At 75.5% G+C, this 20,714-nt stretch carries 20 protein-coding genes; 8 read left to right on the top strand and 12 right to left on the bottom strand.

Annotated features, from left to right (window positions below; all coding sequences use genetic code 11):
• The first annotated feature begins 74 nt into the window (after positions 1 to 74).
• Positions 75 to 1,454, top strand: a complete 1,380-nt coding sequence (locus ACVCAH_RS14580; protein ID WP_447136651.1) for a glycosyl hydrolase family 18 protein — start codon at positions 75 to 77, stop codon at positions 1,452 to 1,454.
• A gap of 80 nt (positions 1,455 to 1,534) precedes the next feature.
• Here ACVCAH_RS14580 and ACVCAH_RS14575 read toward each other — a convergent pair whose 3' ends face one another.
• Positions 1,535 to 2,440 carry a winged helix-turn-helix transcriptional regulator gene (locus tag ACVCAH_RS14575; protein WP_447136650.1) on the bottom strand — a complete coding sequence of 302 codons (906 nt, stop codon included), beginning with the start codon at positions 2,438 to 2,440 and terminating at the stop codon, positions 1,535 to 1,537.
• A gap of 88 nt (positions 2,441 to 2,528) precedes the next feature.
• Here ACVCAH_RS14575 and ACVCAH_RS14570 point away from each other — a divergent pair, with 88 nt between their 5' ends.
• Positions 2,529 to 3,794: an MFS transporter gene (locus tag ACVCAH_RS14570; RefSeq protein WP_447136649.1), complete on the top strand. Its 1,266-nt coding sequence runs from the start codon at positions 2,529 to 2,531 to the stop codon at positions 3,792 to 3,794.
• A gap of 18 nt (positions 3,795 to 3,812) precedes the next feature.
• Here ACVCAH_RS14570 and ACVCAH_RS14565 read toward each other — a convergent pair whose 3' ends face one another.
• Complete coding sequence (locus tag ACVCAH_RS14565; protein ID WP_447136648.1) at positions 3,813 to 4,883, bottom strand: DUF4037 domain-containing protein; 1,071 nt, start codon at positions 4,881 to 4,883, stop codon at positions 3,813 to 3,815.
• 116 nt (positions 4,884 to 4,999) lie between these two features.
• On the opposite strand from ACVCAH_RS14565, the gene ACVCAH_RS14560 reads away from it, so the two are divergent.
• Positions 5,000 to 5,233 carry a hypothetical protein gene (locus ACVCAH_RS14560; RefSeq protein WP_447136647.1) on the top strand — a complete coding sequence of 78 codons (234 nt, stop codon included), beginning with the start codon at positions 5,000 to 5,002 and terminating at the stop codon, positions 5,231 to 5,233.
• Positions 5,234 to 5,311: 78 nt separating this feature from the next.
• Positions 5,312 to 6,211, top strand: a complete 900-nt coding sequence (locus ACVCAH_RS14555; protein WP_447136785.1) for a 5'-3' exonuclease — start codon at positions 5,312 to 5,314, stop codon at positions 6,209 to 6,211.
• A gap of 72 nt (positions 6,212 to 6,283) precedes the next feature.
• On the opposite strand, the gene ACVCAH_RS14550 is transcribed toward ACVCAH_RS14555, so the two are convergent.
• Positions 6,284 to 9,064: a DEAD/DEAH box helicase gene (locus ACVCAH_RS14550; RefSeq protein ID WP_447136646.1), complete on the bottom strand. Its 2,781-nt coding sequence runs from the start codon at positions 9,062 to 9,064 to the stop codon at positions 6,284 to 6,286.
• 87 nt (positions 9,065 to 9,151) lie between these two features.
• Between ACVCAH_RS14550 and ACVCAH_RS14545 the strand changes: the two genes are divergently transcribed.
• Complete coding sequence (locus tag ACVCAH_RS14545) at positions 9,152 to 9,919, top strand: HAD family hydrolase (protein ID WP_447136645.1); 768 nt, start codon at positions 9,152 to 9,154, stop codon at positions 9,917 to 9,919.
• A 19-nt stretch (positions 9,920 to 9,938) separates the two neighbouring features.
• On the opposite strand, the gene ACVCAH_RS14540 is transcribed toward ACVCAH_RS14545, so the two are convergent.
• Positions 9,939 to 10,793 (bottom strand): LysR family transcriptional regulator, encoded by an 855-nt coding sequence (locus tag ACVCAH_RS14540; RefSeq protein WP_447136644.1) that lies wholly within the window; start codon positions 10,791 to 10,793, stop codon positions 9,939 to 9,941.
• A 69-nt stretch (positions 10,794 to 10,862) separates the two neighbouring features.
• On the opposite strand from ACVCAH_RS14540, the gene ACVCAH_RS14535 reads away from it, so the two are divergent.
• Positions 10,863 to 11,771, top strand: coding sequence for an EamA family transporter (locus ACVCAH_RS14535; RefSeq protein ID WP_447136643.1), 909 nt, complete (start codon positions 10,863 to 10,865; stop codon positions 11,769 to 11,771).
• On the opposite strand, the gene ACVCAH_RS14530 is transcribed toward ACVCAH_RS14535, so the two are convergent.
• The 6 genes from ACVCAH_RS14530 to ACVCAH_RS14505 form a co-directional block, all read right to left on the bottom strand.
• Positions 11,734 to 12,669: a diacylglycerol kinase gene (locus ACVCAH_RS14530; RefSeq protein WP_447136642.1), complete on the bottom strand. Its 936-nt coding sequence runs from the start codon at positions 12,667 to 12,669 to the stop codon at positions 11,734 to 11,736. The genes ACVCAH_RS14535 and ACVCAH_RS14530 overlap by 38 nt on opposite strands.
• 96 nt (positions 12,670 to 12,765) lie before the next feature.
• Positions 12,766 to 13,719, bottom strand: a complete 954-nt coding sequence (gene tatC, locus ACVCAH_RS14525; protein ID WP_447136641.1) for a twin-arginine translocase subunit TatC — start codon at positions 13,717 to 13,719, stop codon at positions 12,766 to 12,768.
• A 17-nt stretch (positions 13,720 to 13,736) separates the two neighbouring features.
• The gene (gene tatA / locus ACVCAH_RS14520; RefSeq protein WP_447136640.1) at positions 13,737 to 14,036 is read right to left on the bottom strand and encodes a Sec-independent protein translocase subunit TatA; all 300 of its coding nucleotides are present in this window, start codon (positions 14,034 to 14,036) and stop codon (positions 13,737 to 13,739) included.
• Between the two features lie 209 nt (positions 14,037 to 14,245).
• Positions 14,246 to 14,494 carry a hypothetical protein gene (locus ACVCAH_RS14515; RefSeq protein WP_447136639.1) on the bottom strand — a complete coding sequence of 83 codons (249 nt, stop codon included), beginning with the start codon at positions 14,492 to 14,494 and terminating at the stop codon, positions 14,246 to 14,248.
• Between the two features lie 10 nt (positions 14,495 to 14,504).
• Positions 14,505 to 15,569, bottom strand: a complete 1,065-nt coding sequence (locus ACVCAH_RS14510) for a helix-turn-helix transcriptional regulator (protein ID WP_447136638.1) — start codon at positions 15,567 to 15,569, stop codon at positions 14,505 to 14,507.
• Entirely contained in the window at positions 15,566 to 16,564 is a 999-nt protein-coding gene (locus ACVCAH_RS14505) for a helix-turn-helix transcriptional regulator (RefSeq protein ID WP_447136637.1), read from the bottom strand. Before ACVCAH_RS14505 ends, ACVCAH_RS14510 begins: the two co-directional genes overlap by 4 nt.
• A 115-nt stretch (positions 16,565 to 16,679) precedes the next feature.
• Here ACVCAH_RS14505 and ACVCAH_RS14500 point away from each other — a divergent pair, with 115 nt between their 5' ends.
• Together ACVCAH_RS14500 and ACVCAH_RS14495 are read left to right on the top strand one after the other, a co-directional pair.
• The gene (locus ACVCAH_RS14500; protein ID WP_447136636.1) at positions 16,680 to 17,660 is read left to right on the top strand and encodes a cation diffusion facilitator family transporter; all 981 of its coding nucleotides are present in this window, start codon (positions 16,680 to 16,682) and stop codon (positions 17,658 to 17,660) included.
• Between the two features lie 116 nt (positions 17,661 to 17,776).
• The gene (locus tag ACVCAH_RS14495; protein ID WP_447136635.1) at positions 17,777 to 18,871 is read left to right on the top strand and encodes a DUF3866 family protein; all 1,095 of its coding nucleotides are present in this window, start codon (positions 17,777 to 17,779) and stop codon (positions 18,869 to 18,871) included.
• A 206-nt stretch (positions 18,872 to 19,077) separates the two neighbouring features.
• Here ACVCAH_RS14495 and ACVCAH_RS14490 read toward each other — a convergent pair whose 3' ends face one another.
• Entirely contained in the window at positions 19,078 to 19,263 is a 186-nt protein-coding gene (locus ACVCAH_RS14490) for a hypothetical protein (RefSeq protein WP_447136634.1), read from the bottom strand.
• A 63-nt stretch (positions 19,264 to 19,326) separates the two neighbouring features.
• Positions 19,327 to 20,685, bottom strand: a complete 1,359-nt coding sequence (gene pafA / locus ACVCAH_RS14485) for a Pup--protein ligase (RefSeq protein ID WP_447136633.1) — start codon at positions 20,683 to 20,685, stop codon at positions 19,327 to 19,329.
• Positions 20,686 to 20,714: the final 29 nt, after the last annotated feature.

Raw genomic sequence — 20,714 nt, 5'->3', positions numbered from 1 at the left:
CGCGCCGGTACCCGGCCCACCGGGCACCGGCCCGGCGGCACGGTCGCCACCGCCCGCCCACGGGAAGGCCCGCGATGTCCTCACCACATCCCCGTCCCCGCTCGGCCCTCGCGGCCGGCCTGCTCGCGCTGGTCACCGCCGGCGCGGGCCTGGCCCTCGCCGCGCCGTCCCCGGCCGCCGCCGCCGTGCTGCCGAACAACTTCAAGAGCGTCGGCTACCTGCCGTCCTGGAGCGGTGACGTCAACGCCGTCCAGTACAGCAAGCTCACCCACATCAACTACGCGTTCGTGCTGCCGAACAGCACCGGCAGCCTGCGCGCCGTGGAGAACCCGGGCAAGCTGTCCCAACTGGTGTCGCTCGGGCACGCCAACAACGTGAAGGTCTCGATCGCCATCGGCGGTTGGAACAACGGCGACGACTCCGCGTTCGAGGCGCTCGCCGCCAACGCCAGCACCCGCACCGCGTTCGTGAACAACGTGGTCAACTTCGTCAACCAGTACAACCTCGACGGCGTCGACATGGACTGGGAGTACCCGGACCCGGGCGCGTCGGCCACCAACTACGGCCTGCTGATGCAGCAGCTGAGCAGCGCCCTGCACAGCCGGGGCAAGCTGCTCACCGCCGCCGTGGTGTCCGAGGGCTACTACGTGCAGGGCGTGCCGACCGCGGTCTTCGGCCACGTCGACTGGCTGAACATCATGGCGTACGACGGCGGCAGCCCACACGCCAACTACGACTGGTCGATCAACAGCGTGAACGGGTGGAAGGCGCGCGGCCTGCCGGCCGGCAAGGCGGTGCTCGGCGTGCCGTTCTACAGCCGGCCCGGCTACTACACCTACTCGGCTCTGGTGGGCATGGACCCGGCCAACGCCAACCGGGACTGCACCACGGTCGGCGGCGTCCAGCAGTGCTACAACGGCGTACCGACGGTCAAGCGGAAGACCCAGTGGGCGCCGACCAACGCCGGCGGGATGATGAACTGGGAGCTGTCCCAGGACCGGAACGACTCGACCTCGCTGGTCAGCGCGATCTACGACACCGTCATGGGCGGCACCCCGCCGCCGACCGGGCGGACCGGCCCGATCACCGGGATCGGCGGCAAATGCGTCGACGTGGCGTCCGCCAGCACCGCCAACGGCACCGCGATCCAGCTCTGGACCTGCAACGGCACCAACGCGCAGCGCTGGACGGTGGGCGGCGACGGCACCCTGCGCGCCCTCGGCAAGTGCGCCGACGTGGCCAGTGGCTCCACCGCCAACGGCGCCAAGGTCCAGCTGTGGGACTGCAACGGCACCGGCGCCCAGGTCTGGCAGGCCCAGGCCAACGGCACGCTGCGCAATCCGCAGTCCAACAAGTGCCTCGACGCCACCGGCAACAGCTCCGCCGACGGCACCCGGCTGCAGATCTGGGACTGCTTCGGCGGCGCCAACCAGGTCTGGCGGCTGCCCGCCTGAGCCGGTCGTGGGGTCCCGCCGGCTGGCGGGGCCCCACCCGGGTCCGCGCCCGGCTCACCCCGGAGCCGGTTGGCGACCCGTCAGGCCACCCCGGCCGCCGGCCCGGCCGCGTCCGACCGGCGGCGGACCAGGTCGAGCATCTCGTCCACCGAGCCGGCCGGGTCGGTCACCGGGAACTGCACCGCGCGGACCACGGCGCCCGGATCGACCAGCAGGCTCAGCCGCTTGAACCGCTCGACCCCGCCGGCCCGGAAGGTGGGCAGCAGCAGCCCGGCCGCGAGCCGGCCGTCCTGGTCGGACAGGAGCGGGAAGGGCAGGTCGGCGTACGCCACGAAGTCGGCCAGCTGGTCGGGGCGCTGGGTGCTGACCCCGACGATGCGGGCCCCGGCGGCGCGGAAGTCGGCGTCCCGGGCGGCGTACGTGGTCGACTCCAGCGTGCAGCCGGTCGCGCCCGGGATCTCGCCCCAGCCCGGCGGCAGTTCCCGGGCACCGGGCGCGAACGCGCCGGGGAAGAAGTAGAGCACGCTCCACCGGCGCCCGTCGGTCGGGGCCACCGGCCGCCCGTCGGGCCCGGGCAGGACCACCTCGGGCAGCCGCCGGCCGACCAGGTCGTGCACCCGCCGCGCCTCGGCCGAGTCCGACGCGGCGGTGGCGGTCAGGCCACCGTCGCCCATCACGTGGCGGGTGCCCCAGTCCTGGAGCGCGATCAGCGCCGGCAGCAGCGCCTCGCCCTTGGCGGTGAGCAGGTAGTCGAAGCGCGGCGGGTGCTGCGAGTAGGCCCGCCGCTCCAACACGCCGTGCTCGACCAGCCCGGCCAGTCGCTCGGCCAGCGCCCGCCGGCTCACCCCGAGGGCGCGTTGCAGCGGGTCGAAGCGGGTGGTGCCGCCGGCGACGTCGCGCACGATGAGGAACGTCCACCAGTCGCCGAGGACACCCAGCGCCTGCGCGATGCCGCAGTCCGCGACTGTCAGGTCGGCCCTCCGCACACCCCACCCCTTCACCGGTCACCGTCGCCCCGACTATAGTCCGTTTCAGTTTGGAACTGACTGGCTCGGCGGAACGGGGGCGGACGCGATGGACGTCGGACAGCGAGCCGGGGTGTTCTGGCGCTGGTGGACCGCCGGCACGACCAGCCAGGTCGGGTCGGCGGTCGGCGCGGTCGCGCTGCCGCTGACCGCGCTCACCGTGCTGGACGCCAGCGCGTTCGAGATGGGCCTGATCGCCGCGGCCAGCTACGTGGCCTGGCTGGTGATCGGCCTACCCGCCGGCGTCATCGTGCAGCGGCTGCCGCTGCGCGGCGCGCAGGTCGGCGCCGACCTGGCCCGGGCGGCGGCGGTCGCGTCGATCCCGCTCGCCTGGTGGTGGGGCCACCTGACCGTCGCCCACCTGGTGATCACCGCGCTGGTGGTCAGCTTCGCCAACGTGCTCTTCGACGTGGCCAACATGACCTTCCTGCCCAGCATCGTCGACCGGGACCAGCTGCACGCCCGCAACAGCCTGACCTCGGCCACCCACGCCGCCACCCAGCTGAGCGGCCCCTCACTGGGCGGGCTCGCGGTGCAGGCGCTGGGCGCGGTGCCGACCCTGCTGGTCGACGCGGCCAGTTACCTCGTCTCGGCGGTGCTGCTGCGCACCCTGCCCGCGCGCCGCGCCGACGCGCCGGACCGGTGGCCGCCGGTCGGAGCGATGATCCGCGAGGGCTGGCGCTTCGTCGCGCACCACCCGGTGATGGGCCCGAGCATGTGGGCCGCCACCGCGATGAACTTCGTCTGCGGCGCCCAGTTCGCGCTCTACCCGCTCTACCTGGTCCGGGAGCTGCACGCGCCGGCCGGCCTGGTCGGCGTGCTGCTCGCCGTCGAGGGCGTCGGCGCGCTGGTCGGGGCGGCGCTCACCCCGCGGATCACGGCCCGGCTCGGCACCGCCCGGGCGCTGGTCCTCGCCTCGTGGGTCACCGTCGGCGGGGCGGTGCTCGTCCCGCTGGGCACGGGCTGGCCCGCGTACCTGGCGTTCGCGGCCGGCAACGTCGTCTTCGCCGTCGGGACGGTCGTGCTCAGCGTGACCACCCGCACCTACCGGCAGGTCGCCAGCCCGCCCGAGCTGCTGGCCCGGGTGATGGCCACGGTCCGGTTCGTCTCCTGGGGGGCGATCCCGGTCGGCGGGCTGGTCGCCGGCACCCTGGCCGCCGCCCTCGACGCCCGGGTCACGCTGCTGCTCTTCGCCGGCGCCGTGGTGGGCGCGCCGCTGGTGCTGCTGCTCTCCCCCGTCCGGCGGCTGCGCGACCTCACCGACCACGACCGCGAGCCCGAGGAACACCCCGCCCCGGTGCCGGCCGGCCGCTGAGCCGCCGACCGGGCGGGTTCAGCGCAGCCCGGCGGCCAGCCGGCGGGCCCGTCCGGCGTGGGTCAGCACGTCGACGCTGTCCACGTACTGGTCGATCGCGCCGAGCAGGGGACGGTCCCGCAGCGCCGGGTCGGTGACGGCGGCACGCAGCGCGGCGGCGAGCCGACCGGCGTCCAGCACCAGGAACGGCCGGCGGTGGAACGGCCGGGCCCGGGCGTGCACCGGGTCGGCCAGCCCGGTGGCGTCGGTCCAGCCGGCCACCGCCTCCAAGGCGCGGACCAGCCCGTGCTGCCGCCGCGACCAGTCGCCCGGGCCGAGCGCCTCGACCAGCGCCGCGACCACCGGCGCCGCGTCCGGCAGCCGGCCGAACAGCGTGCCGAGCCACTTGTCGTACGGCGGCCACCGGCGCTGGGTCAGCAGGCCGAGCCGCATCACGTCCCGGGCCAGCCCGGCGGTGACCGTCCGGCTGCCCAGCTCGTCGCCGACCTCAGCGCAGCGGCCCGGCAGGTGCTCCGTCTGGGCGATCCGGGTCCAGCCGGCGGCGAGCACCTGCCGCCACACGTCGTCCGGGTACCACGCCAGCGCCGCCCGGCCCGCGGTGAGCGCGCCGTCGAGCCCGTCGTGGAAGACCGCGCCGCCGGTCAGCTCGGCCAGCCGCTGGGTCGGGGTGGCCAGCCAGTCGGCGGTGCCCACCCCGGCGGCGGGCTCGAAGCCGAGCCGCTCGTGCCACCAGCCGCCCAGCTCGCGGACGCTCACCCCGTGCCGGATGCCGGCCGGGTCGGCGACCCCCAGCCGGGCGTCCGCACCGGCGAACCGGGTCGGCCAGCCGAGGAACTCCGCCGGCAGATCGGCGTCGAGCCCGGCCCGCAGCTGCGGGATCCGCCCGGCGTCGGCCGCCGCGACGAACAGTTGGCCGCGCGGACCCCAGTCGTGGTCGGTGGACCGGGCCGTGTCCAGGCCGAGCAGTTCGGAGCCACCGTCGAGCAGCCCGGCCGCGTACCGCAGCCCCGGGCAGCGCCGGCGCACGATCGGCGCCAGCACCTCGTCGTGGAACCGGCGGGCCAGCGTCAGGCCGGGAAGGAACGCCACACGGGCAGTCTGCGCCCGCCGCCGGCCGGCCGCATCCCGGTTCCGCCCTCCGGCGGCCGGCGCGTCGATAGCCTGGGTACGGGCGCCCGGGCCGGGGGCGACGGACGGAAGGACCGATGACGGTGGCAGCCAACGAGGCGGACCGCGCCGCGGCACGTCGTCGCCGGCTGCTCTGGTCCGGCGTCCTCGCGCTGCTCGGCCTGCTGCTGCTGGTCGTCGGCCTGACCATCGCCGACGGCGCCACCGCCTGGATCGAGGTGACGGCCGCGATCCTGCTGCTGCTGGTCAGCTACGGCCTGCAGTACGTGGCCCGCCGGGAGACCTACTACCGGCACGGCGACCGGACCTGACGGCGGGCGGGCGGGCCGTCCCCCCGATCGTCGGTGGGCTGTGCCAGGCTGTCGGACGTGGCACAGCAACCCCCGATCATGCTCGTCGACTCCCCCAGCCTCTACTTCCGGGCCTACTTCGGCATTCCCGAGTCCGCCGCGCGGGCCGAGGACGGCAGCCCCGTCAACGCCGTGCGGGGCTTCCTCGACATGCTGGCGACCCTGATCCGCACCCGCCGGCCGGACCGGATGGTCTGCGCGCTCGACCACGACTGGCGGCCCGACTGGCGGGTGGCGCTGCTGCCGTCGTACAAGGCGCACCGGCTGGCGCCGGAGGGCGGTGAGGTGGTGCCGGACACCCTCACCCCGCAGGTGCCGGTGATCCTGGAGGTGCTCGACGCCATCGGCATCACCACCGTCGGCGCGGCCGGCTACGAGGCCGACGACGTGCTCGGCACCCTGTCGGTCACCCAGCGCGCCCCGGTCGAGGTGGTCTCCGGCGACCGCGACCTGTTCCAGCTGGTCGACGACGCCCGGCCGGTGCGGCTGCTCTACGTCGGGCGCGGGGTGGCCAAGCTGGAGGACTGCGACGACGCCGCGGTGCGGACCCGCTACGGGGTGCCGGCCGACCGGTACGCCGACTTCGCCGCGCTGCGCGGCGACCCCAGCGACGGGCTGCCCGGCGTGCCCGGCGTCGGCGAGAAGACCGCGGCCCGGCTGGTGACCCGCTACGGCGACATCGCCGGCATCCTGGCCGCCCTGGACGACCCAGACTCTGGCTTCGCCCCCGGGCTGCGCGCCAAGCTCGCCGCCGCCCAGGACTACCTCGCGGTGGCGCCGAAGGTGGTCCGGGTCGCCCTCGACGTGCCGCTGCCCGAGCTGCCCACCGACCTGCCGACCGCCCCGGCCGACCCGGAGCGCCTGCTGGAGCTGGCCCAGCGGTGGAACCTGGCCGGCTCCGCCCGTCGGCTGGTCGACGCCCTCGCCACCCGCGGCTGACCGCCCGCCCGGCCGCGGTACCCACCGCGGCCGGGCGGCGGCGCCCGTCAACGGCGGGCGCCGCCGGCTGGGTCAGGCGGCGGCGTGGTAGGCCAGCACGCCCCGGTTGACGGCGCCGATCGCCTGCCGGGCGGTGGACCGCAGGTCCGCGGAGGCGCCGCCGGAGTCGGCGAGCTGGCCGAGCAGGTCGACCACCTGCCGGGCCCACCGGACGAAGTCGCCGGCGGGCATCTCCCCGTCGATCTCGTGGCCGCTGGCCAGCACCTTGGCCAGCGCCTCGCCCCGGGCCCAGCGGTAGATCGGCCAGGCGAAGCCCAGGTCGGGCTCCCGGGTCACCGCCAGCCCGCGGGACGCCTCGTCGGCCTCGATCTCGCTCCACAGCTTCAAGGTGGCGTCCACCGCATCGGAGACCCCGCCGCGCGGCAGCGACGCCCGCTCGTCGACGTCCCGGCGCGCCTCGAAGACCACCACGGAGACCGCGGCGGCGAGCTCGGCCGGGGAGAGCCCGTCCCACACCCCGCGCCTCAGGCACTCCGCGACCAGCAGGTCGGCCTCGGTCCAGATCCGGCCGAGCATCCGGCCAGCGTCGGTCACCGCGCCGTCCGGTGCCAGGTAGCCGCGTGCGGTGAGCAGCGCGACGATCCGGTCGAAGGTACGCGCCAGCGAGCCGGTCCGCCCGGCCACCCGCTGCCGCAGCTCCTCGGTGTCGCGCTCCAGGCGGCGACGCCGCTCCGCCCAGCGGGCGTGCTCCTCCCGGTCCGGGCAGGCGTGGCAGGGGTGGCCGCGCAGCTCGGCGCGGAGCTGGCCGAGCCGGTGGTCCTCGCCGGCCGCCTGCCGGCCCCGCCCGCCGCGCCGGCCGCCGTGCCGGTCCAGCCCGGTGCCGCTGACCTCGGCCGCGAGGTCCCGCCGGGCGGCCGGGGAGCGGTGGTTGAAGTGCTTGGGCACCCGGATCCGGGCCAGCACCTCGGCCGGGGTGGTGAAGTCGCCGGGGCTGACCCGCCCGGCCCAGCGGTCCTGGGTGAGCACCAGCGGCCGCGGCTCACCGAACCCGCCGGTCGCCGGATCCAGCACCACCGCCAGGCCGGCCCGCCGGCCGGACGGCACCCGGATCACGTCGCCCACCCGCAGCCGCTCCAGCGAGGCCACCGCCGCCGCCTTGCGCTGGCTCTGCCCCTGCCGGGCGATGGCGCGCTCCCGGTCGGCGATCGCCACCCGCAGCGCGAAGTACTCGTCGAAGTCACCGTGGTGGCAGGCCGCCTCCGCGCCGTACGCCTCGATGGTCTCGGTGTTGCGCTGCACCTGCCGGGCCAGACCGACCACCGACCGGTCCGCCTGGAACTGCGCGAACGACGACTCCAGCAGCGCCCGGGCCGGCTCCGCGCCGACCGTGCCGACCAGGTTCACCGCCATGTTGTACGAGGGCCGGAAGCTGGACCGCAGCGGATAGGTGCGGGTGGAGGCGAGACCGGCCACGTGCCGCGGGTCGGTCTCCGGGGACCAGACCACCACGGCGTGCCCCTCGACGTCGATCCCGCGCCGGCCGGCCCGGCCGGTGAGCTGGGTGTACTCCCCCGGGGTCAGGTCAACGTGCGCCTCGCCGTTGTACTTCACCAGCCGCTCCAGCACCACACAGCGGGCCGGCATGTTGATGCCCAGGGCGAGGGTCTCGGTGGCGAAGACCGCCTTGACCAGCCCCCGCACGAACAGCTCCTCGACGACCTCCTTGAACACCGGCAGCATGCCCGCGTGGTGGGCGGCCAGCCCGCGCTCGAGCCCGTCGAGCCATTCCCAGTAGCCGAGGACCGAGAGGTCCTCGCCGGGGATGGCGGTGACCCGGGACTCCACCACCTGGCGGATCTCGGCCCGCTCCTCCGGGGAGGTGAGCCGCAGCCCGGCGGCGAGGCACTGCTGCACGGCGGCGGCGCAGCCGGCCCGGCTGAAGATGAACAGGATCGCCGGCAGCAGCCCCTCCCGGTCGAGCCGGTCGACGATGTCCGGGCGCATCGGGCCGCGCCAGCGCGGCCCCCGCCGCCCGCCGCCCGGGCCGGCGCTGCGCCCCTCGCCCAGCTCCAGCCGGCGCATGGTGTCCCTGGTGTAGCGCAGCAGCTCCGGGTGCACGTCGTGCTTGCGGGCCGCGTCGGCGTCGTGGAAAAGGTCGAACATCCGCTTGCCGACCAGCATGTGCTGCCACAGCGGCACCGGCCGGTGCTCGCTGACCACCACCGCCGTCTCGCCGCGCACGGTGACCAGCCAGTCGGCGAACTCCTCGGCGTTGGAGACGGTCGCCGAGAGCGAGACCAGGGTGACCGAGGCGGGCAGGTGGATGATCACCTCTTCCCAGACCCCGCCGCGGAACCGGTCGGCGAGGTAGTGCACCTCGTCCATCACCACGTACGCCAGGCCCTCCAGCGTGGCCGAGCCGGCGTAGAGCATGTTGCGCAGCACCTCGGTGGTCATCACCACCACCGGCGCGTCGCCGTTGATCGCGTTGTCGCCGGTGAGCAGCCCGACCTGCTCCGCGCCGTAGCGGTCGACCAGGTCGTGGTACTTCTGGTTGGACAGCGCCTTGATCGGGGTGGTGTAGAAGCACTTGCGCCGGGCGCCGTCGGCCGGCTGCCCGGGCGTGCCGCGCAGCGCCAGGTGCACCGCGAACTCCCCGACCACGGTCTTGCCGGCGCCGGTGGGCGCGCAGACCAGCACCCCGCTGCCCCGCTCCAACGCCTGGCACGCCTCGCGCTGGAAGTCGTCGAGATCGAACCCCAGGTCAAGGGCGAACTCGTCCAGCGCCGGGAATTGGGAGGCCTGCGCGGCCCGGCGGCGCGCCGCGGCGTACCGCTCGGCGGGGCTCGACATGGCACCAAGATTAGTGCGTGCCGGCGGACGGCACCGGACAAGGCCGCCCGCTCCGGGCCGTCGGAGCCGGTCGGTAGGGTGCAGCACGTGCCGGACCATGCCGAACCGCCCCAGACACCCGCCCCGGGCAGCGCCGCCGCCGGCGGCCCGAGGGCGTCCCGCCGGCCCGTAAAGGCGGTCCTGTTCGACTTCCACGGCACCCTGGCCCAGGTGGAGGAGGCCCGCGAGTGGGTGCTCGCGGCGGCCACGACGTGCGGGGTCACCCTGGAGCGGGCCCGGGCGACGGCGCTGGCCGACCGGCTGCTCACCGCCGGCCGGGCGGGCGGCCCGCTGCCGACCCGGGTGCCGCCCCGGCTGGCCGAGCTCTGGGCCGACCGCGACCTCTACCCGCACGCCCACCGCGGCGCGTACACCGGGCTCGCCGAGCTGGTCGACGCGGGCATCGACGGCTTCGCCGACGCGCTCTACGAGCGGGTGCTGGTCCCCGAGGGCTGGGTCCCCTACCCGGACACCCGGCCCACCCTCGACGCGCTGCGCGAGGCCGGGGTGCGGGTGGCCGTGGTCAGCAACATCGGTTTCGACATCCGACCGCACTTCGAGGCGTGGGGGCTGGCCGACCTGGTCGACGCGTTCGTGCTGTCGTACGAGGTGGGGCGCTGCAAGCCGGACCCGGGCATCTTCCTACGCGCCTGCGGGATGCTCGGCGTCGACCCCGAGCAGGCGCTGATGGTCGGCGACACCCCGACCGACGCGGGGGCGGTGCGGGCCGGCTGCGCCGTGCTGGTTCTCCCGGCCGCCGACGCCGGCCGGGAGAACGGCCTGGGCGCCGTGCTCGACCTGGCCCTGCCGGGCTGAGCCGGTCTCGGGCGGCGGCTCAGCCGCGGACGGTGTCCCGGGCCAGCGCGACGAGGTCGGCGACGGCGGGGTGGCTGGGCGGTTCCCGCCAGGCCAGCAGCACGGTGACCGCGGGCGCGTCGGTCAGCGGCAGGTACGCCACCGCCGGGTTCGGATACATCGCCGCGGTCGCCGCGGTGGTGACCCCGACGGCCCGGCCGGCGCTGATCGCGGCCAACCAGTCGTCGGTGTTGGCCACCGGCACCACCGTGGCGGGCGTCCGGCCGGCCGGCCACAGCTCCAGCGTGGTGGTGCCGGTCGCGGCGTTCACCGCGATCGGCTGGTCGACCAGGTCGGCCAGGCGGAGGACGGCCCGGCCGGCGAGCGGGCTGTCGGCCGGTACGGTGGCCAGCCGCGGCTCGTCGAGCAGTCGCAGCGTCCGCACCCCGGGCAGGTCGACCGGCTGGCGCAGCACGGCCACGTCCACCCGGCCGCGGGCCAGCCCGGCGGTGCGCTCGTCGATGCGCAGCAGCTCCAGCGGGGTACCCGGGTGGTGCTGCCGCCAACTGCGCAGCAGGGCCACGGTGTGCCCGCCCAGCGCCGACCAGGCGTGCCCGAGCCGGATCGACCGTCCGCCCAGGTGGGCAGGGTCGAGCACGTCGTCGACGGCGGCCACCGCCGCGGCGGCGCGGTCGCGCAACGCCCGGCCGGCGGCGGTGAGCGCCAGGTGGTGGGTGGAGCGGTCGGCGAGGCGTACCCCGAGGTGGGTCTCCAGCTGGCGCAGCGTGCGGGAGAGCGCGGGCTGGGTGAGCCGCAGCCGGGCGGCGGCCCGGGTGATGCTGCCCTCCTCGGCGATGGCCAGGAAGGCCCGCAGGTGGCGCAGCTCCACGGTCATGACCGCCAAGCATAAGCGCGGGCGAACCGGCATTTCCGCGCGGCGACGCCGGCTCCTAGCGTCGGATACGTGACCGACACCCTGCGCCCCGTCCCGCCCGCCGCCGTGACCCCGCGTCCGCGCGGCGGCCTGCGGGCGGTGGGACTGGTGCTGGGCGGGGCGCTGTCGGTGCAGTTCGGCTCGGCCGTCGCCGCCCTGCTGTTCCCGCGCTCCGGGGTGGCCGGGGCGGTGACCCTGCGGCTGACCGTCGGCGCCGTGCTGCTGCTCGCGGTGTGCCGGCCCCGGCTGCGCGGGTACGGCCGCGGCGACTGGGCGGCGGCCGCCGGCTTCGGGGTCGCGCTGGCCGGCATGAACTCGCTGTTCTACCAGGCCATCGAGCGCATCCCGCTGGGACCGGCGGTGACCCTGGAGGTGCTCGGCCCGCTGACCCTGTCCGTGCTGGCCGCCCGCCGGGTGGCCAGCTGGTGCTGGGCGGGGCTCGCCGCGGTCGGGGTGGCGCTGCTGGGGCAGGGCGGCTTCGACCGCCTCAACCCGGTCGGCGCCGGCCTGGCGCTGGCGGCCGGTGTGATGTGGGCGGCGTACATCGTGCTCAGCGCCCGGGTCGGCCAGCGCTTCCCGGGCGCCGACGGGTTGGCCCTGGCGCTGGCCGTCGCCGCGCTGCTCACCCTGCCGGCCGGGCTGCTCGGGGCCGGCCCGGCCCTGCTCGACCCGACGGTGCTGGCGCTCGGCAGCGCGGTCGCCGTGCTCTCCTCGGTGCTGCCGTACACCCTCGAACTGCTCGCCCTGCGCCGGCTGCCCACGCACACCTTCGCCGTGCTGATGAGCCTCGGCCCGGCCATCGCCGCCCTCGCCGGTTGGCTGGTGCTGCGGCAGGCGCTCAGCGTGCCGGAGGTGCTGGCGATCGGGCTGGTGATCGCGGCCAGCGTCGGCGCGGTCCGGGTCAGCGCAGCAGCCGCAGCGCCGCCGGCACAGCCGTGACGGTGACCGGCAGGTCCAGCGCCCGCTCCCCGTCGGCGTACGTGGTGATGCCCTCGGCGGCCAGCTCCACCTCGCGGGCCCGGTAGCTGCGCACCAGCGGGTGCTGCACGTGGGTGCCCTGGTAGATGCGCGGCTTGACCCGCATGAGCGTGAGCCGGCCGAACCGCCCGCCGACCACCACGTCGAGCAGCCCGTCGGTCGGGTCCGCGGCCGGGCAGATCCGCATGCCGCCGCCGTAGCTGGGCGCGTTGCCGACCGCCACCAGCACCGCGTCGACCTCCTGCGGCTCGCCGTCGAGGCGCAGGGTGTAGCGGCGCGGCCGCAGCCGGGCCAGCTCCATCAGGATCGCCAGGTCGTACCGACGCGGACCGCGCGGCCAGCGCATCCGGTTGGCGCGCTCGTTCACGATCGCGTCGAAGCCGGCGGCGAGCACCGCCCCGTACCACCGGCGGGTGCCGTCCGCGCCGGTCAGCCGGGCCAGGTCGACCGGCTGGGTCCGGCCGGCGCGCAACGCGTCGGCGATCACCTCGACCGCGGCGAGCGGGTCGGCCGGGTAGCCGGTATCGACGGCGAAGTCGTTGCCGGTGCCGGCCGGCACCGGGCCGAACGGGATCGCCGTCCCGGCCACCGCCTGCAGCGCCCGGTGCACGGTGCCGTCGCCGCCCACCGCGACCAGCGCGGCCACCCCGTCGGCGACCGCAGCGTGGCAGGCCGCCTCGGCCTGGTCGGCGCTCTGCGCCTCCAGCAGCCGCACCGGCCGGCCGACGGCGGAGAGCCGGTCCAGCAGCCCGGGCAGCAGCCCCCGGTGCCGCCCCCGGCCGGCGGTCGGGTTGGCCAACACGGCGACGGGACCGTCGGGGGCCACGGAGGGGTGATCGTCTGCGGTCACGGCGTGCAACCTACCGGCATGACGAACGCCGCCCACCCGGGGCGGCGTTTCCTGGTCGGCGTGTCGGACGGCCGCTCCGGCGGGTGCCGGAGCGGCCACCGAGGGTCACGTCATGTCGTCGTAGCGGCGGTCGATCGGGGCCGGCGCGGCGACCGGCTCCGGGGCGGTGATCGGCGCGGAGGCGTCGACCCGCTCCCCGGCCTCCACCGGCTCACGGTCGAACTCCAACGGCGACACCTCGTCGTCGGCTATGCCGGCGTAGACCTCCTTGCCACGCCCCCGCCGTCGGTCGTTGAGGAACGCGACTCCGATAGCGAGGAAGTAGAGCAGGGACAACGAGAGCGCCAGCAATGTCATGCCGAACGGTCCCGGGTCCGGAGTGGCGATCGCCGCGAACGCGAAACAAATGAAGATCACGGCTCGCCACCAGCTGAGCAGCCGCCGGGCGCTCGCCACCCCGGTGAAGTTGAGCATCAGCAGGATCAGCGGGAACTCGAACGCCACTCCGAACAGCAGAATCATGTTGGTGACGAACGAGATATATCGGGTGACCTCAAGCTGCGTGGATAGCCCGGTAACGCCGGACTCCATCAGGAAGGACAGCCCCTTGTCCACGACGAGGTAGGCGAGCACGGCGCCCCCGGCGAACAAGGGGGCCGCAATCGAGACGAAGACGTAGGCCCACTTGCGCTCGTGGCGGTGCAGGCCGGGCGCGATGAACGCCCAGAGCTGGTAGAGCCAGACCGGCGCCCCGATGATCAGGCCGATCCAGAGCGCCAGCTTCAGTTTCAGGATGAACCCGTCCGCCGGCGACAGCTGCAGGAACTGCTGGCACTGGCCGAGCGCGTCGGTGGCGCCCGGCAGCTTGCAGTAGGGCTCCTTCAACAGATCGAAGGCCGGCTGGGCGAGCCAGAATCCGACGATCAGACCCGCCACGATCGCCAGCGAGGCGCGGAACAGCCGGTCGCGCAGCTCACGGATGTGCTCGATGAGCGTCATCGAGCCGTCGGCGGCCCGGGCGAACTTGCTCGGACCGCGCTTACGGAGAGCGAAGGCCACGGTGTCGGGCCCCTCGGTCAGTTGTCGCGGACGCGGTGCACCGGGTCAACGACCGGCTGCTGCTGCGGCGGGGCCTGGTAGGGCGCCTGCTGCGGGGCCTGCTGCCCGACCTGCGGCGGCAGCGGCTGGTAGCCGGCCTGCGCGTCGGCCTTCTCGGCCAGGTCGCGGTCGTCGTCCTGCAGGCTCTTCGTCTCGGCCTTGATGATCCGCAGCGAGCGGCCCAGCGAGCGGGCCGCGTCGGGGAGCCGCTTCGCGCCGAAGAGCAGGATCAGCACGACCACGAGTACGGCGATGTGCCACGGCTTGAGGGCACCCATGGGAAGCTCCAGTCGCTCTGTGTGTCTGGCAAGGGGTGTGTCGCAGCCCATCGTACGTGCGTCGTAGGCCGTTGCCACCCGCCGGGCGGCGGTGGTTCGGCCCGGCCGGTGAAGTCTTGACCAACCCCGCGTGTCCCGTCAACCGCCCACGCCCGATCGTTCCTGCGCGCAACCCGACCGGATCGCGCAGGGACGACAACGGCGGTCGATCAGTCGCCGCGCTTCGCCTTGATCAGCTCGATCCGGCGCTGGGCGGTGTCGAGCTGCTCCTGGATCGTCTCGGCCCGCTGCTGGAGGCTCTCGGCGCTCTCCCGCAGCGTCTCCGCCTCGGTCGCCCGCCGTTGCAGGGCCAGCGCCGCGCGGCGCAGCCGGGGCAGCCGGGCCAGCACCGTCCGGACGGCCAGGGCGAACCCGACGAGCGCGACCAGCACCACCGCGAGCACGATCCACGTCACCACGGCGGTCAGCCTACTGGGCGCCCGCCGTCAGCGCCGGACCGGCGGACGGCGCCGCCGGAGTGTCGGGTCCGCCGGCCGGCTGCGCGGGCGCGGGGCCCGGCGCCGGGGTGGCGTACGCGTCGAGCGCGGCGGCCGCCGCCGCGCGCACCTGTTCGGCGAGCTCGACCGGGGCGACCACGGTGACCTCCGGGCCCAGGCCGAGCACGAACCGGCGGGCCCAGCCGAGGTCGGTGACGCGCAGCGAGACCAGCCACTGGTCGCCGTCGCCGGCCTCCACGCTCTCGCACGGGTAGTACTCGGTGATCCACCGCTCGCTCCGGCCGACCCGCAGGGTGATCAGCGGCAGGTCCGGCGAGGGCCGGAACACGCCCTCGGTGAGGTCGTGCGGGCGGGCCTGCGGCGGCACCACGGCCGGCTCGTCCAGTTCGGCGACCGCGTCGATCCGGTCGGCCCGGAACAGCCGGACGGCCTCCGCCCGGCGGCACCACGCCTCCACGTACGCCCGGCCGCCGACCATCAGCATCCGCAGCGGGTCGACCACGCGTTCGGTGGTCTCGTCCCGGGCGGCCGTGTAGTAGGTGATCCGCAGCGCCCGGCCGCTCTCGACGGCGGCCCGCAGCTCCTGCACCCGGCGGGTGTCGGCGGGCAGCCGGACCTCGACGGGCGCGGCCACCAGGTCGCCGGCCGCGTCCTCGATCTTGGCGAGGGCCCGCTCCACGGCCTCCCGGTTGGCCACGCCGGGCGTCTCGGCGAGCATCCGCAGCGCCACCACCAGGGCGAGCGCCTCGTCCGGGGTGAGCCGCAGCGGCCGGTCGATGCCGGCGTCGTAGGTGATGGTGACCCGGTCACCGTCGAAGGCCATGTCGATCAGGTCGCCGGGCCCGTAGCCGGGCAGCCCGCACACCCAGAGCAGTTCCAGGTCCTCGCGCAGCTGCCGCTCGGTGACGCCCAGGTCACCGGCCGCCTCGGCGATCTCGATGCCCGGGCGGGCCAGCAGGTAGGGCACCAGGTTGAGCAGCCGGGCCAGCCGGTCGGCCGAGGCCCGGGAGCCGCCCCGGGCGGCCGGGCGGGTCATCGGGCACCTCCGGCGCCGGCCAGCTCGTCGTGCCGGGCGGCGATCTCCTTGAGCCGTTGGATGACCGCCTCGCGCACCTCCGGCGGGTCGAGCACCCGCACGTCCGGGCCGTAGCCGGTCAGCTGGCCGGCGAGCGAGTCCGGGTCGGCGTACGGCAGCACCAGCCGGTCGGCGTCATCGCCGGCGGTGACGCTCACCGCCCAGCGGCGCAGCCCGGCGGCGCGGCCCGGGGTGACCAGCACGGTGGCCCGGCCGGCCCGCTCCACCGGGCCGGACCAGCGGGCCACGTGGCTGATCAGGTCGACCCCGGCCGGCGGCTGGTAGCCGCCCGGCTGGCCGGTGACCCGGACCGCGCCGACCACCCGGGAGAGCCGGAAGCAGCGGGTGGCCGCGCGGTCCAGGTCGTGCCCGACCACGTACCACCGGCCGCGCCAGCAGACCACGCCCCACGGCTGGAGGCGGCGCCGGCCGGGTGAGTCCCGGTCCGGCACCCGGTAGTCGAAGGTGACCTCGCGGCGGTCCCGGGCGGCGGCGGTGAGCGGCGCGAACGCCGGGTCGACCGTGACCATCGGCTCCAGGCCGAGGGTGGCCTGCGGGTCCACGTCGACGCCGGCGGCGCGCAGCTTGGCCAGCCCGGAGGAGGCGGCGGCGGCCAGCCCGGCGTGCTGCCACAGCCGCGCGGCGATGCCCACCGCGGCGGCCTCGTCCGGTTCCAGGGGGATGTCGGGCAGCGCGTACTCCCGGCGGGCGATCCGGTAGCCGGGCTCGGCGTCGAAGACGCTCGCCGTCCCGGTCTCCAGCGGTACGCCCAGCTCCCGCAGCTCGGCCTTGTCCCGCTCGAACTTGCGCTGGAACGCCTCGTGGTCGCGGGCGTCGTCCGGGTCGTGCTCGTAGCCGGGCACGGTCGCGGCGATCTGCGCGGCGGTCAGGAACCGTCGCGTGGACAGCAGGCAGATCACCAGGTTGACCAGGCGTTCGGTGCGGGTCCGCGACACGCGGTAACGCTAGCAGCCCGCGCCCCGGGAACGCGCACCCACGCGCCGTGGGCCGGCCGGCGGCCGACTGCCGCGTCGCCCGGCGGTACGCGCCGGCCCGCCATAGGGTGATTTGGTGGCCGCGCGGACCGTCCGGACCGAGAGCGTCGGCACCGTCGTCGTCGCCGGCGCCGCCAACCTCGCCATCGCGGCGGCGAAGCTGGTCGCCGGGCTGATCTCCGGCTCGGCGGCGATGCTCTCCGAGGCGATCCACTCGGTCGCCGACACCACCACCGAGGTGCTGCTCTTCCTGGCGCTGCGCCGTGGCGCGCGGCCGCCGGACGCCCGGCGCCCGTTCGGCTACGGCAAGGAGAGCTACGTCTGGGCCTTCCTGGCCGCGCTGTTCACCTTCGTCGCCGGGGCCGGCTTCGCCATCACCCACGGCGTCACCACGATCCTGGTCCACGAGCACAGCGGCGACTACCTAGCCTCGTACGTGGTGCTGGCGGTCTCGTTCGTCCTCGAATCGGTCTCGCTGGCCCGGGCCGCCCGCCAGGTCCGCGCCGAGTCCCGGCGCTGGCGCACCACGCCGTTGCGCTACCTGCGGCTGACCGGCGACACCACGGTCCGGGCGGTCTTCCTGGAGGACAGCGCCGCCCTGGTCGGGCTGCTGCTGGCCGCCGCCGGGGTGGCGCTGTCCGAGCTGACCGGCGACGAGCTCTACGACGGGATCGCCTCGATCCTGATCGGCGTGCTGCTGCTGGTGGTGGCCGTCAACCTGGCGCTGCGCAACCTGTCGCTGCTGGTCGGCCGGGCGGTGCCGGAACGGCTGGGTCGGGAGATCGAGGCCGAGCTGGCCGGGGTGCCCGCCGTGCAGCGGATCGACACGCTGCTCACCATGCAGCTCGGGCCGGCCGACATCCTGGTCGCCGCGAAGGTCGACTTCGACGACGCGGCGACCGGCGCGGACATCGAGGCCGCGGCCGAGGCGGCCGAGCGCCGGCTCACCGGCCGCTACCCGGAGATCCGGTACGTGTTCCTCGACCCGACCCGGTCGCTGCCCGGCGCCGTCCGGCGGGCCCGGCCAGGTCCGGCGGACCCGCCCGCCGCGCCCTGACCCGGTCCCCGACCGCCCGCCCGGACACCGCCGCCCCGGCGGCCGCACCCGGCCCGGGGCGCCGTGATCCGCCCCGGGCGGCGGGGGCGGCGACCGCGCCCGCTAGCGTGCCGGGCATGGTGCGATGGCGGTCGGGAACGGTGACGGCGCTGCGGCGGCAGTGGGCCGGGGCGGTCGAGCTCGACGTCGAACTGGCCGACGGCGGCACCATGCGGGCCCTGGCCTACCCCGACCTGGTCGGCCGGCCCGAGCCCGGCGACCGGGTGCTGCTCAACGCCGGCGCCCTGCTGATGGGCCTCGGCACCGGCGGGTACGCGCTGGTGGTGGCACTGCCGGACCGGCTGCCGCCGGACCCGCCGCAGGCACGGGACAGCCGCGACGCCGGGCACCTGGTCAAGGCCCGCTACACCCCGTTGCAGCCGATCCTGCTCGGCGTGGACGAGGAGGCCTCACCGCACCGGGCGGTGCTCGCGGCGGCCGAGGACGTCGCCGGCCTGCCGGTGGTCACCGCCGACCTGCACTCGGCGCTGCCGGCGATCCTGGCCGGGATCCGCGCGGAGGCCCCCGACGCGCGGGTGGCGTACCTGCTCACCGACGGCGGGGCGTTGCCCGCCTGGTTCTCCCGCACCCTCGCCGGCCTGCGCGACGAACTGGCCGGCACGGTCAGCGTCGGGCAGGCGTTCGGCGGTGACCTGGAGGCGGCCACCCTGCACAGCGGGCTGCTCGCCGCCCGGCACGTGCTCCGCGCCGACCTGGCGATCGTCGCCCAGGGGCCGGGCAACCTGGGCACCGGCACCCGCTGGGGCTTCTCCGGGGTGGCGGTCGGCGAGGCGGTCAACGCGATCGCGGCGCTGGGCGGGCGCGCCGTCGGGTCGCTGCGGATCTCCGCCGCCGACCCACGCCCCCGGCACCGGGGCGTGTCGCACCACAGCCTCACCGCGTACGGCCGGGTGGCGCTGGCCCCCGCCGAGCTGGTGGTGCCCGACGGGCTCGACCCGGCGCTGGCCGCCGAGGTCGACGCCGCGCTCGCTCCGCTGGCGGCCCGGCACAAGATCGTCCGGGTGCCCACCGACGGGCTGGACGCCGCGCTGCGCGCCACTTCCGTGCCGCTGTCCACGATGGGCCGTGGCCTGGACGCCGACCACGCCTACTTCCTGGCCGCCGCCGCGGCCGGCCGGCACGCCGCCCGCCTCGCCGGCCGCCCCGGCTGACCCGCGCGCGGCCGGCGCCGCTCAGCGGGCCTGGCCGGCCTGTCCCCCTCGCCCGGGTCCGCGTGGCGCCCGGCGGGCGGCGCGGGCCGCGTGGTCGCGGCACCGGACGGGCCCGCCACGACGGCGTCGGGCGGGTACCCGTGGAGCCGACCCGGCCCGGCCATCCGCTGCCCGACCGGGTCAGCGGTGGCGGGCGTCGGCCGGGATCAGACGAGGAAGATCAGGGCCAGCCAGGCGCCGACGATCGCCACCAGCGCGACCGCCAGCACCCACGTCGGCACCGTGTACTCGCCGCGGCGGTTGCGCTCGATCTCGGCGCGGATCTTCTCGCGGCGGCGCTCGACCCAGTTCTGCCGCGCCCGGCCGCTCTCGGGAGGTTCGGAAGTCGTCATGGCGCGGTCAGCGTACCTGTCCGGCCCCGACGGCGGTCACCGCAGCCGGGGCCGGGCTATCGGTCACATGCTGGCGATCAGCCGCTCGACCCGCTCGTCGTACGCCCGGAACGGGTCCTTGCACAGCACGGTGCGCTGCGCCTGGTCGTTGAGCTTCAGGTGCACCCAGTCGACGGTGAAGTCGCGCCGCTTCTCCTGGGCGTGCCGGATGAACTCGCCGCGCAGCCGGGCCCGGGTGGTCTGCGGCGGGGTCTCCTTGGCCTCGAAGATCTCCGGGTCGGTGGCCACCCGGTCGACCTCGCCGCGGCGCTCCAGCAGCCCGTACAGGCCCCGGCCGCGACGCAGGTCGTGGTAGGCGAGGTCCATCTGGGCCACCCGGGGGTGGGACAGCGGCAGGTCGTGCTTGCGCTGGTAGCGCTCGATGAGCCGCAGCTTGGTGACCCAGTCGATCTCCCGGGCCACCGGCTCCAGGTCGCCGGTCTCCACCGCGCGCAGCACCCGGCCCCAGAGCTCCACCACCCGCTTCGCGGTCTGGTCGCCGCCGCGCCGCTCGACGAACTCAATCGCCTTGGCCAGGTATTCCTGCTGGATCTCCAGGGCGCTGACCTCCTTGCCGGAGGCGAGCCGCACCTTGCGCCGGCCGGTGATGTCGTGCGACACCTCGCGGATCGCCCGGATCGGGTTCTCCAGGGTGAGGTCGCGCATCACCACCCCGGCCTCGATCATCCGCAGCACGATGTCGGCGGTGCCGACCTTCAGCAGCGTGGTGACCTCGTTCATGTTGGAGTCGCCGACGATGACGTGCAGCCGGCGGTAGCGCTCGGCGTCGGCGTGCGGCTCGTCCCGGGTGTTGATGATCGGCCGGCTGCGGGTGGTCGCCGAGGAGACGCCCTCCCAGATGTGCTCGGCCCGCTGGGACAGGCAGTAGACCGCGCCGCGCGGGGTCTGCAGCACCTTGCCCGCGCCGCAGATCAGCTGCCGGGTGACCAGGAACGGGATCAGCACGTCGGCCAGCCGGCCGAACTCGCCGTGCCGGGAAACCAGATAGTTCTCGTGGCAGCCGTACGAGTTGCCGGCCGAGTCGGTGTTGTTCTTGAACAGGTAGATCTCACCCGCGATGCCCTCGTCGTGCAGCCGCTTCTCCGCGTCGACGAGCAGCCCCTCCAGGATCCGCTCGCCGGCCCGGTCGTGCGCGACCAGGTCGACCACCGAGTCGCACTCCGGGGTGGCGTACTCCGGGTGCGAGCCGACGTCGAGGTAGAGCCGGGCGCCGTTGCGCAGGAACACATTGCTCGACCGGCCCCAGGACACCACCCGGCGGAAGAGGTACCGGGCGACCTCGTCAGGGGAGAGCCGCCGCTGCCCCCGATAGGTGCAGGTGACGCCGTACTCGGTCTCGAGGCCGAAGATTCGCCGCTCCATGATGAGACATTAGCCGCCCGGAGGGCCCG

The sequence above is a fragment of the Micromonospora sp. LZ34 genome, from assembly GCF_052981855.1.
The sequence above is the reverse complement of the archived record's forward strand: the minus strand, read 5'-3'. Positions and strand labels throughout refer to the sequence as shown.

Bases quoted from the DNA above. Each gene is read 5' to 3' on its own strand.
- ACVCAH_RS14510 (WP_447136638.1), bottom strand. From the start codon at position 15,569: ATGACCCGCCCGGCCGCCCGGGGCGGCTCCCGGGCCTCGGCCGACCGG.
- ACVCAH_RS14490 (WP_447136634.1), bottom strand. From the start codon at position 19,263: ATGACGACTTCCGAACCTCCCGAGAGCGGCCGGGCGCGGCAGAACTGG.
- ACVCAH_RS14570 (WP_447136649.1), top strand. From the start codon at position 2,529: ATGGACGTCGGACAGCGAGCCGGGGTGTTCTGGCGCTGGTGGACCGCC.
- pafA (WP_447136633.1), bottom strand. From the start codon at position 20,685: ATGGAGCGGCGAATCTTCGGCCTCGAGACCGAGTACGGCGTCACCTGC.
- ACVCAH_RS14540 (WP_447136644.1), bottom strand. From the start codon at position 10,793: ATGACCGTGGAGCTGCGCCACCTGCGGGCCTTCCTGGCCATCGCCGAG.
- ACVCAH_RS14555 (WP_447136785.1), top strand. From the start codon at position 5,312: ATGCTCGTCGACTCCCCCAGCCTCTACTTCCGGGCCTACTTCGGCATT.
- ACVCAH_RS14550 (WP_447136646.1), bottom strand. From the start codon at position 9,064: ATGTCGAGCCCCGCCGAGCGGTACGCCGCGGCGCGCCGCCGGGCCGCG.
- tatA (WP_447136640.1), bottom strand. From the start codon at position 14,036: ATGGGTGCCCTCAAGCCGTGGCACATCGCCGTACTCGTGGTCGTGCTG.
- ACVCAH_RS14560 (WP_447136647.1), top strand. From the start codon at position 5,000: ATGACGGTGGCAGCCAACGAGGCGGACCGCGCCGCGGCACGTCGTCGC.
- ACVCAH_RS14580 (WP_447136651.1), top strand. From the start codon at position 75: ATGTCCTCACCACATCCCCGTCCCCGCTCGGCCCTCGCGGCCGGCCTG.
- ACVCAH_RS14495 (WP_447136635.1), top strand. From the start codon at position 17,777: ATGGTGCGATGGCGGTCGGGAACGGTGACGGCGCTGCGGCGGCAGTGG.